The 11,517-nt window shown below is 41.1% G+C and carries 9 protein-coding genes; 4 read left to right on the top strand and 5 right to left on the bottom strand.

Annotated features, from left to right (window positions below):
• Positions 1-179 precede the first annotated feature (179 nt).
• The 3 genes from ACFE90_RS30000 to ACFE90_RS29990 are packed head-to-tail and all read right to left on the bottom strand — an operon-like array spanning position 180 to position 4,253.
• Positions 180-1,484 carry a methyl-accepting chemotaxis protein gene (locus tag ACFE90_RS30000; RefSeq protein ID WP_375506007.1) on the bottom strand — a complete coding sequence of 435 codons (1,305 nt, stop codon included), beginning with the start codon at positions 1,482-1,484 and terminating at the stop codon, positions 180-182.
• A 17-nt stretch (positions 1,485-1,501) separates the two neighbouring features.
• Positions 1,502-1,972 carry a chemotaxis protein CheW gene (locus ACFE90_RS29995; protein WP_375506006.1) on the bottom strand — a complete coding sequence of 157 codons (471 nt, stop codon included), beginning with the start codon at positions 1,970-1,972 and terminating at the stop codon, positions 1,502-1,504.
• The gene (locus tag ACFE90_RS29990; RefSeq protein WP_375506005.1) at positions 1,965-4,253 is read right to left on the bottom strand and encodes a chemotaxis protein CheA; all 2,289 of its coding nucleotides are present in this window, start codon (positions 4,251-4,253) and stop codon (positions 1,965-1,967) included. Before ACFE90_RS29990 ends, ACFE90_RS29995 begins: the two co-directional genes overlap by 8 nt.
• A 644-nt stretch (positions 4,254-4,897) precedes the next feature.
• Between ACFE90_RS29990 and ACFE90_RS29985 the strand changes: the two genes are divergently transcribed.
• From ACFE90_RS29985 to ACFE90_RS29970, 4 genes are all read left to right on the top strand, one after another.
• Entirely contained in the window at positions 4,898-5,263 is a 366-nt protein-coding gene (locus tag ACFE90_RS29985; protein ID WP_375506004.1) for a response regulator, read from the top strand.
• 6 nt (positions 5,264-5,269) lie between these two features.
• A complete protein-coding gene (locus ACFE90_RS29980) occupies positions 5,270-5,878 on the top strand; it encodes a chemotaxis protein CheC (protein ID WP_375506003.1) in 609 nt (202 codons plus the stop codon).
• 53 nt (positions 5,879-5,931) lie between these two features.
• Positions 5,932-7,545, top strand: coding sequence for an ATP-binding protein (locus tag ACFE90_RS29975; protein ID WP_375506002.1), 1,614 nt, complete (start codon positions 5,932-5,934; stop codon positions 7,543-7,545).
• A gap of 425 nt (positions 7,546-7,970) precedes the next feature.
• Positions 7,971-8,366, top strand: coding sequence for a peptidoglycan-binding protein (locus ACFE90_RS29970; RefSeq protein ID WP_375506001.1), 396 nt, complete (start codon positions 7,971-7,973; stop codon positions 8,364-8,366).
• A 136-nt stretch (positions 8,367-8,502) separates the two neighbouring features.
• Here the strand turns inward: ACFE90_RS29970 and ACFE90_RS29965 are convergent, their stop codons facing one another.
• Positions 8,503-10,791 (bottom strand): FUSC family protein, encoded by a 2,289-nt coding sequence (locus ACFE90_RS29965; RefSeq protein WP_375506000.1) that lies wholly within the window; start codon positions 10,789-10,791, stop codon positions 8,503-8,505.
• Between the two features lie 108 nt (positions 10,792-10,899).
• Complete coding sequence (locus ACFE90_RS29960; RefSeq protein WP_375505999.1) at positions 10,900-11,118, bottom strand: hypothetical protein; 219 nt, start codon at positions 11,116-11,118, stop codon at positions 10,900-10,902.
• Between the last annotated feature and the right edge of the window lie 399 nt (positions 11,119-11,517).

Here is an 11,517-nt window from a genome sequence, read left to right as displayed (position 1 = left end):
GTATCAAAGACTCGTTAACGGAGTTCTGAGGTGGATTCACGAGTATCAAAGACTCGTTAACGGAGTTCTGAGGTGGATTCACGAGTATCAAAGACTCATTGTTGCATTCTCAAATATATCTCCTCTGCCCCCCTGTCCCTCTGCTCCCTTGCCTCTTCTTTGGGATTAAGGACAAAAAACTAATACTTGAACTGATTGACGACTTTCTGCAAATTTACTGCCATTCGGGATAGTTCTGTGGCTGCCTCTAAAGTATTACTGGTTCCAGTAGTTGTAGTTTGAGTATTGAGTGCCACAATTCCAATACTTTTGGCAATATCTGATGTTCCTTTGGCTGCCTCAGCCATATTTCGACCAATTTCATTCGTAGTTGCTGTTTGCTGCTCAATAGCACTGGCGATCGTGCTTTGGAAGTCGTTGATTTGATTGATAATACTAGTAATCTGAGTAATGGCTTGAACGGCGCTTTTTGTATCTGTCTGAATTGCTTCAATTCGCAAGCTAATATCTTCAGTCGCACTTGCCGTTTGTTTGGCTAATTCTTTCACCTCGTTGGCGACTACGGCAAATCCTCTACCTGCATCCCCGGCTCTAGCCGCCTCAATGGTAGCATTGAGTGCTAGCAAGTTTGTTTGCCCTGCGATCGAGGTAATGACTTTAATAACTTTGCCAATTTCGATGCTGCTTTGACCGAGTTTGTTAATTGTCTCGTTCGTGCGTTCAGCTGTTTTAACTGCCTCAGTCGTCACCTTTGCTCCTTCAGTAACGGTCTTAGCAATTTCTCGAATGCTAGCATTCATCTCTTCCACGGCAGTCACAACTGTATTAGTATTCTGACTTACCTGTTCAGCAGAGGCAGACGCAGAAGTGGCCTGTTCGGCTGTTTGTTCGGCGTTCTCAGTCATTTCTTTACTGACTGCGGTCAGTTCTTCTGCCGAAGACGCAACTGCTGTTGCCACCTCTGTCATCCGTCTGATTGAAGACCTCAGGCTGCTAATCATCTGATTTGCATTATCCGTGAGCTGCTTAAACTCTCCTGCATTGCTTGCCTCGATTTGCTTGGACAAATTTCCTTGAGCGACGGAAAGGCTGACCTCATTAATACCTTTTATCTGCTCTCTTAAATTTGTAGACATCTGATTCAAGTTGTCGAGTGATTCTTTCCAACTCCCACCCGCTCCTTTGACAACGGCTTGAGAACCAAGCTTCCCTTCGATACCAATCTCGGATGCCAAGCGATTAACTTCGTTAGCAAAGTTTTGATTTAAACTCACCAATTCATTAAAAACTGAGGTAATTTCCCCCAGTTCATTATTCTCATCAGCTAAACGGACGGTAAAATCACCGTTTTTTGCCGCCTTAAGTGCTATTAGTAACGCTTGCAATTGCACTTTTATCACACTGTCATCGGCCGGTTGCGAATCTGCACTATCCACCGAGGGAGATTTGGAGTTGGCTGTTTTCCCAGCCCGATTTGTAGTCATTGCAAAGCGCTCCTCAATTACTCAATAATCTGACTTGTTAAATTAACATCTAGAATTTTCTCAGCGTCTAGAACTAACAGAAATCCGTCTGGAAGCAGGTAAGCTCCTGCTAGCATCTGACGCATTCTACCTTTTAACGTTGCGGGTGGGGGTTGAAAGGTGTTTTGTGCGAACTCTAAAACATCTCCCACGCGATCAACGGACAGACTAACTACTTCATTATCAAAACATACAATGATATTAAATCCTTGGGCTGCATCTACAAGTTTTGTAGTTGATTGTGTCTGCGCTTGGCTCATCTCTAATCGACGCTGCAAATCGATGACAGTAATAATTTGTCCACGTAAATTAATCAACCCACAAATATCTGGTGGTGCCAAAGGTACAGGAGTCGTTGCTTGTGGACGAATCACTTCTTGAACGTGTTGCACGTCAATACCAAAGTAAACTCCTTTGAGAAAAAATGTGCAAATTTGTTGTTCAGTCATGAGTCGCTAATTGTAGCAAATGAGGGTTAGCAATCCGAATTACAGTCTCAATATCAATAATTTCTGTGATTTGTCCTTGAATTACAGCACAGAAAAGCACACCAGGTCTACTAGGGACACCTTTAATGGTCAGTGGTTCTTCCACAATATCAAGAATGCGATTGACCACTAGCCCAACACTGAGTTCTGAGTATGGAGAAACAATAACTACCTGGAGCGTTTCTGCAACTGTCGCCAAAGCCTCATCATTAGAGTGATTATGATCGCTATCAGAAAATATCTTCTGAAGATCAATCAGTGGCAGAATTTGACCATAAGACTGCAAAACATCCTGATTACCGACTTTTTCGACAGCAGAAGCAAGAATCTCTTCGAGCCGAAATGCGATCGCCAGTGGAATGCCCATACGTGCGCCTTGGGGCCCTTCAAATAGTAAAATTGTTTGGCGATCGCCTGCTTGCTCTTGGCTATTTGCAGCATTTTCGCTCAACAACTGCTTTTTGGCGGTTATACCAGTTTGGTTTGCCAAACCGACAACATCAATAATTAATGCCACAGTGCCATCCCCTAAAACGGTGGCTCCTGCAAATAGGGATAGCGCCTTTAACTGTTTTCCCAAAGGTTTAACTACAATGTCTTGGATGTCTTCAATTGTGTCTACGACCAGTCCAAAGCGATAATTATCAACTTCCACAATTACCAGACTGAGTGTTTCTAAGTTGCTGACACTATCCTGTTGCAACACTTTATTGAGGTAAACCAATGGCACAAGATTATCTCGCAAGCGATACACAGGCACATCGTATAATATCTCAATACTATTGAGTGCTTCTAGGCGTACTAACTCTTGTAGACTCGCTTGAGGAATGGCATAGCGTAGACGCGGAGCGGTGAGGGGGTCGCAGTCTTGGCGGTTCCCGTCGATTGCGAACCCCCGAACCCGTAGGGCTTGTCGTGAGGCATCGCCCCCACTGCTGACAATCAATGCTGGAATAATTGCCAATGTCAACGGAATCTTGATTTTGAAAGTCGTTCCTTGTCCCTGTTGGCTGTGAATTTCAACCGTTCCGTTAATCTTCTCAATATTACTCTTGACAATATCCATCCCAACCCCTCGCCCGGAAAGATGAGTCACCTGTTCAGCAGTGGAGAAGCCGGGTAAAAAAATTAAGTTCATCGCTTCTGACTCGCTCATGGTTGCAGCCTGCACAGCGTTTACTAAACCAAGTTGCTGCGCTCGCTCTTTCAGCCGTTCTAAATTCAGACCGCGACCATCATCGCCAATTTCAATATTAACTTTGCCACTTTCGTGAAAGGCTCTGATAAATAGCCGTCCTAAACTTGGCTTTCCACAAGCAACCCGCTCGGCTGGTAATTCAATCCCATGATCGATGCAGTTGCGTACTAAGTGCGTCAAGGGGTCTTTAATTGTTTCAATAATACTTTTGTCTAGTTCGGTATCTGCCCCCTCCATCTCCACTTCAACTTCTTTACCGGAAGCGATCGCTAAATCGCGGGTGACGCGAGGGAACTTTTGCCAAATGGAACTAATTGGTTGCAGCCGAGTTTTCATCACCCCTTCTTGCAACTCAGCTGTAAGTAAATTAAGGTGCTGACAGGTAGCAGCAAAACCATTATCCTTAAACTTCGTACTAAATCCGATTATCTGGTTACGGGCTAAAACGAGTTCACCCACTAGGTTCATCATCTGATCTAGCAGATTAACATTGACTCGGATATAAGCAGATTCTGATGTTGTCGAAGTTGATATTTCTGTGAGTTCGTGATTAAGATACTCAAAATCACTACCTGCTGTATCTTTTTGAGCTTCTGCATCTATTTGTGTATTAACAGCAGGCTCAGGCGATTGAGAGGGTTTTGGAGTCTGTTTAGTTTCTGACAATCGGGTTAGTGCCACGATCAGTGCTGAATAATCGTGATCGCCCTCATGCTTTGTAGCTTGAATTTGAGACAGCATTTGCCGAATGCTGTCAACTGTCTGTAGTAAAGTACTAATAATGTCAGGGGTGATTGCTAGTTGGCGATCGCGCAGACACGAGAGCAAATTTTCCCCAGCATGAGCAAGTGATTCCAAATTAGGAAACGGTAAAAAGCCGCAATTTCCTTTCAGCGTATGGAGTGAGCGATAAATGCGAACTAATGCTTCTCCATTCGCAGATGCTTTTTCTAGCTCAATAATATCGCCTTCAATTTGATTTAAGTTCTCATAGCTTTCAACAAGAAATGCTTCTATATCATCGTCAATTTCATTTAACTCCATTGGTTAATAAAGTAAAAATTTATGTATTTATTTTAATACTAATTTAATATTGTAACTCAATATTCTCTATCTAAAGATAGATGTTTGTCTTTTTTCAGGTTGGAGACATTATATTTGCCCTAATGATATAGTTAAGAGACAGGCAATGTTATTCTTGCCATTAAACTCAAACTTTCAAGAATAATCGTCGTCAAGACAAAGAATGTTACAAGTGCAAATAATGCGACGTGCGTTCCACCCCGCTTTGCTAACGTCAGTTTCTCAAATCCTACCAACCTTAGTGCTACTCAAACAATGTCAAGCAACTATGCCTCAAAATGTATCTTAATAACATGAGCCTGCGAGAAATCGACCGTTTAATCTATATCCACCACATAACAATTTTACATTGGCAACGGATAGCAAAGCTGGAATTAGATTTTAATTTCAAATAGTTAACAAATTTTTAAAAGTTCTATTAAAAAAATAGCTTCACAGCATAGCATTATAGTTTCAGCGAGTTTGATAATTTTTCCGAAACTATATTACTAATGATTGTAAAATTATATTTATTTAATTCTTTAATTTATTCATTTTAATTAATAATATAGGCTAATTAGTCTAAAACAAGAATTATTAAGTTAAAACACAAAAGGACAAAACTGATGGCAATAGTTTTGATTATCGATGATGCAGCTTTTTCTCGCAGAATGATCCGTAAGTTTCTGCAAGTCGATGGTTATGAAATTATTGAAGCAACTAATGGGCGTGAGGGATTAGAAATGGTTGACAACCATAAGCCAAATTGTGTCTTAGCGGATCTTCTAATGCCAGATATGAATGGGTTTGAATTTTTGAAAGCTATGCAAGGTAAAGAATTAAAAATTCCGATCATTATTATTTCTGCCGATATCCAAGAAGGGGCACGCAATCAAAGTTATAACCTGGGAGCAGTCAATTTTATTAATAAACCCCCAAAAGAAAGTGAATTGCGAAAGGCAGTCCAGGAAGTTCTTAATATCAAGGAATAAGTTTTCATGAATGTGACAGCAGAAGAACTGGATGCCCTGCAAGAGTTAATTAATATTGGAGTTGGTCGAGCAGCAAGTCTACTTAATGAAATGGTAGACTCTCACATTCGTCTCAAAATTCCGGTTGTTAAAGTCTTAACTGCTACCGATGCCTATCAAGAATTAACAAAACGATTTCAGGATGATACTTTGGCAGCTGTAAAACTACGTTTTACAGGCTCTTTCTATGGCACTGCTAGCTTAATTTTTCCAACTGACAGCGCATCAACATTGGTTGCAGTGCTTACAGGTGAAAAGCCAGGATCGGCTGACTTAGATGCAGTGAAAATTGGCACCCTGAGCGAAATTGGTAATATTGTCATAAATGGGGTAATGGGTTCACTGAGTAATGTGCTAAAGAGGCATCTAAACTACACATTGCCCGTTTATTTAGAAGATACCCTTGAAAATTTATTATTATCTGCATACGAGAGCGATTCAAAAATCTTACTGGCACAAGCCAGTTTCACAATTGAACGCTTAGAAATTATTGGAGATATTATTTTAGTCTTTCTGGTGGGCACTTTTGATGCGCTCATCAATGCAATGAATGACGAAATTGGAATCATTCAATAATATAATATTAGCAAAAATCGGTGAAAAAAGTCTTAAAAAACTTTGAAAATACAATGAATATAATTGAACAAGCTCAGGAAAAATTTAGCCTTTTAGATAAAATTCCTTTAGGAGCTTTTGTTCTACAGTCAGATTATATTGTTATCTTTTGGAACTGCTGTTTAGAAGAATGGACAAAAATTCCGAAAAGTAAAATTTTGGGAATTTCTATTCAGGAATATTTTCCTCATCTGAATCAACCTCGTTACGCTAGCCGTTTGCACCAAATTTTTCAAGGTGGGCCTCCGACAATTTTTTCTTCTCAACTGCATAAATATATCATTCCAGTACCTATATCTAAAGATAAATACCGCATTCAACACACAACTGTTACTGCTGTGTCCGCATTGGATGGAGATAGATTTTATGCTCTATTTTCAATTGAAGATTTGACAGATTTAACGTTTCGAGTTCAGGAATATAAAAACTTACGCGATCAGGCTTTAGAAATAGCAGAACAACGCCAAAAGGCGAAAGAAGCTGCTGAAACAGCAAACCGCATCAAAGATGAATTTTTAGCAATTGTCTCTCATGAACTTCGTTCTCCTCTTAATCCCATTTTGGGGTGGGCAAAGCTATTAAAGAATCGCTCATTAAACGAAGCTACTACTGTGCGTGCCCTGGAAACCATCGAACGAAATGCTGAATTACAGGCTCAGTTGATTGAAGATTTGTTGGATATCTCTCGCATTCTCCGGGGTAAGCTAGCACTTAATTTAGAAAAGGTTAATCTTGCTATTGTTATTCAAGCTGCCTTAGAGACAGTGCAATTGGCAGCAGAAGCAAAGTCTATTCAAATTAATCTTCATTTGGATACAGGAATTGGACAGGTAAAGGGTGATAGTAGTCGTATTCAACAAATTATTTGGAATCTGCTCTCTAACGCTGTTAAATTCACACCATCTGGTGGACAAGTCGAAGTCTATTTAGAACAGATTAATTCTGAGGTACAACTGAGAGTTAGTGACACGGGTAAAGGTATTAGTTCTGATTTTCTGCCATACGTATTCGAGTATTTCCGTCAGGCAGATAGTCGTACAACCCGAAGTTTTGGTGGGCTAGGACTTGGTTTGGCGATTGTGCGCCAACTTGTCGAGTTACATGGTGGTAGAGTTTCGGCAGAAAGTGCTGGAGAAGGACAAGGCGCGACGTTTACAGTTTGCCTACCCGTGTTTCAACATCTGGAATTAGGAAGTGAAAATCACAATGTATCAGACGATTCCTATCCATCTTGTATGCTTTATGCTCCACTAGAAGGAATACGTTTGTTAGTTGTAGATGATAATGCTGATACCCGTGAGTTCCTGGCCTTTCTATTAGAACAGCAGGGAGCAATCGTGACGATCGCAGCATCAGCCAGTGAAGCACTTACTGCAATTATGCAGTCAAAGCCAGATTTGCTGTTAAGCGATTTAGGTATGCCAAATGTTGACGGTTACACTTTGATCAGAAAGTTACGAGCCATGCCCGCCAATTTAGGTGGACAAATTCCCGCGATCGCTCTAAGTGCTTACGCCGCAGAAACCACACAAAAACAGGTTTTTACAGCCGGATTTCAACTCCATATCGCTAAACCAGCCGATCCTGTGAAACTGGTAGCTGCGATCGCAGCCCTTGTTAAAAACTGACCGAATTTTAGATTTTAGTTTTTAGATAATGGAATTGAAGATGCAAAATTTAAAATCTAAAAAGGTCTGAGAGCAAGCAAATTTCATGGAACAAATCCAAAATAAAAAATCTACAATTCTTTATTTAAAGCCTCTGCATTGATGCATGTGGTCAATCTAAAATCCAAAATTGGTTGACAAATCAAGAGTAAGACTTTGTGCGACACAATTCTAAATAAATTAGTCATGCTTTTGTCACAATTTTGCAATAGCTCTGTCAATATAACGTGTGATGCTATAGCTCTGGGTTAAAAAATAGACTCGCTCTAGACTAAACCTACACACCAGAGTTTACCAAGGAGAATCACTATAAGGCAATAACCCTTATTTGAATGATTCTTCTAATCAAAATTGTCAGAAATCTTATAGTTAGAAGGAACAAAAAGATGAATTGGAAAGTACTTGCTTTGCTCCCTGCCTTGGCTTTAGCTACTGCTGCGCCTGCTTATTCTTTAAGCAATAATAAAAGCCACAATAGGACTACTGCTACCCAGGTTGCTCAAAATCCCGGCGGCACCATGAAAAAGGCTAATGCTGTCCGAAAGGTTAATGCCCATAAGTCTAATACTATGGCAAACCACAGTACCGCACTCACAGTAGGTAGCAGAGGAGAAGGAGTCAAAACTGCTCAGAATTTGTTAAAACAGCAAGGATTCTATACTGCAAGTGTGAATGGTGTTTTTGATAACAAGACACGTTTAGCGGTGATGAAATTTCAGAAGTCTAAAGGATTAAGAGCAGACGGAATAATTGGACGCCGGACTTTGGCATATCTTAAATAAAATGGTTTCAGCTTCGTAAAGAAAATTATTCGGCGTTGCATATTTATGGGATGATTTGGCAACTTCTAAAATTTCCCCTCTGCTTAATCTGCCTCAAGAGCTTGCCTCAATTCATCCCACTGTTTTGCAACGCCAATTATTCTTGCAGACGAGCAATTACACAGTGCATAACTTTAATTTCATTAACAATTCGATCCAGTTCTGTGGAGAGCGGAGTTTGTTCTCGAACGGCTTGTAATGTGGGAGTTAAAGTGTTGGAATTGGTAGCAATTTCTGATAACCGAGCAGTATGTAGCTGTTCAATTTGGTAGTGAATTGCTTCGAGATAGCTATCTAGCGCTGGTAATGGTTGAGGTGGATGTCCCTGCCCAAGGGCATCTGCTAAGTTTTCCAAAACTTGGACAATGGTATCAGTAAGTCGCTTTACTTCAGTAAATTGGTACTCGCCGCTAAATTCCCGCAGATGTTCTGCTAAAGTTGTTACCGAACTGAAAAAGCCACGAATGTATGCCATCAGCGTCATTACAGGTTCGATTTCTCCCTGAATGTGACGAGGTTCGCTGAACAATCGTTGAGCTGCGGCGTTAGCGTTGACGTTCTCTAGTGCTGCTTGGTGGCGTAGCATGTTGATAGAATCAGCAAATGCATTATGTTCTGGATGGAGGTAGTTAGCTATTACTTGCTGAAAGTAAGCAAGATTAGCTCGAATTGTCTTTTCCAGTTGTGCAGGAAGTTGCTGTCGTTCCCAACGAGGGAAAAGCAAATAGCTACCAAGTAGTGCTAAGACACCCCCAGCAAAGCTATCGAAGATCCGCAATAATCCAACCTTCCAGCCACCTGCACTAATAATGTTGAGTAGCAATATGATGGCGGGAGTGAGTAGTATGGTGAATATACTGTAGCTTAACGGTCGCACCGACATCGCCACAAACACAAGCACCAGGAAACAAACTGCGATCGCCAATGAATTCTTAACTAGTAAAACCAGAGCAATACCGATAATTCCACCTAAAATAGTGCCAACGACTCTTTGTACTGTTGTCTGTGACGTTCCACCAAAGTTAGGTTTAAGTGCAACTAAAGCTGTTAGGGTGATCCAGTAGCCTCTAGGTAATTGGAATAGCGAGGCAAGTAATTCAGCAAGGGTTGTTATTAGTGCGAGGCGCAACGCATGACGAAAGAGGACTGAATCAAAAGTGAAATTATTTCGCAGCGTATCAATAATTGTAGAACGCTCTGGTTTGGCTGGGGGGGAAATATCTCGCTGGGCAATGCTGTTGCGCTGTTTTCCCTGGCTTAAATCTGTAACAATCTCTGCATCAGTATGAATTTGCTCTACTAGTTTTGTCAGACTGGCTGTAATCTTGCCAAGGTTGAGGAGATCGGAATATTCATCTGTCTGAGCATTGATGGTTTGATTGAGGATTTGAGAACGCAGAACTTGCCTTTGATGTTCTAGTGCTTCAAGGCTCCGATCAAGATCCCCTAAGTGAGGTGAGTTTTTTCCTTTGGCGATCGCTTGTGATAACATTTGCAGAGCAATTGCCGACTGTTCTATCACTTGCTGAATTTCTGGCTGTAACCGAGAAAATAGTTGATGTTCGGATGCGATCACTAACAGTTCGTTCAGTGCTACAACAGAATTGACAATTTGATTTATATCTTCAATTAATACGAGTAACTGATTTCCCCGCAGGTTAGCTCCTTTTTGCCTAGTCCAGATAGTTGTCCAGACGCTACGGGCAGATGTCAAGTTCTGAATGAGTGTATCCTGAGCTTGCAAAAATCGCTGTTCCCACTCCTGACGCTCCTTTGAATTTAATGCTCTGTGGCCTACCAAGTCCACAAAATTGCTTAATGAGAGATAACAGTTAGCGACTATCTGCATTGCAGGTACATAAGGACGCACTACCCACAGTCCTAAAGACAGGACAGTTGTCCATGTTCCACCAGCCAGACATAGCCCACAGTGTTGAATAAGAGTAGACAAATTAGAAAATGCAGCGAATCTAGCCAGCGCAATCACAAACATAATCGAAGTAATCAAGCTGACAGATGCAGCCACGTTGCCATAGAGATTTGCTAAACCTGTGATAAATATTACCAAGAATGTGGTCGGGACAGCTAACCAGAGATGACTGCTAACCAGACTTGCGATTAGAAACATTACAGTTACACCAATGGTAGCTGCGATCATAGCAGTCGCTCGCTGACGGTAGGCTCCGTCAACATTTACCATGCCAACGAACCAAGCTGCCATAGTGGCGATCGCACTTTCAGCAGCATGACCTGTAATGATTCCAATTCCAATTGGAACACCCAATATAAAAAGGCTACGCAATCCAGAGGCAATGGCGGGCTTACCTGGCTGGAGTTGAAACTGCTGCAACAACCAACTAAGAGGACGTTTATCTGTAAATGGCATTATGAGACTGGCGACTATAACAAAGTGCGATCGCTTCTTACAGCATTTTAGCCAGATATAACTGCGTGGAGGATGTCTGTAATATGTCTTTTGAGGTCATTGAGTTGTTTAATTTTTGCGATCACTGGTACATTTACTGAGAATGATTTCCAGCCCATTCTGTACTTGCTCAAGTTCTTGGCGCTTTTGGTAAATCCACATCTTTTCAGCCTCACGTTGTTCCAGGGTTTCATTGTGAGCTTTTTCCTGCTGTTCGAGAAGATTTTCGTAAAGTGCGATCGCTTGTGCGATTACTCGACTAGCTGATTCAATAACAGATTCTGACATCACGCCTACTGGCTTCTCCTATTTTTTCCAAAATTTTCTGCTTTTGGGATTTTCGGCTTGTATAAGTCAATATGAAATTTTATGACTGGATTCAGCACTTCGATTGATCAAGGTGATATCTTTTCAAAAGTAATTAAGCCTTGCGATTGACTGTATTTTGCCCTATCTCAATTCCTGTAGAGCTTTTGGGTTTCGCACCGCAAACTAGCCAAAGCTCAAGTATAAAATAGCATCTAAAAAATGTTGAAGGAGAATAAAGCATCATGGCTAAAGTCTACTTGTATTACATACAATCTATCAAAGAGCAAGATCCACGTGGTGGTGATAATAATGACGAAATCTATTACGGGAGCAACGCGATTTGGTGAGGTAGGATCAAAAACCAGCGATCGCTAAAAA

The sequence above is a fragment of the uncultured Nostoc sp. genome, from assembly GCF_964245445.1.
In the GTDB taxonomy this organism is placed as follows: Bacteria; Cyanobacteriota; Cyanobacteriia; order Cyanobacteriales; family Nostocaceae; genus Nostoc.
This window is presented reverse-complemented; position numbering and strand designations above follow the sequence as displayed.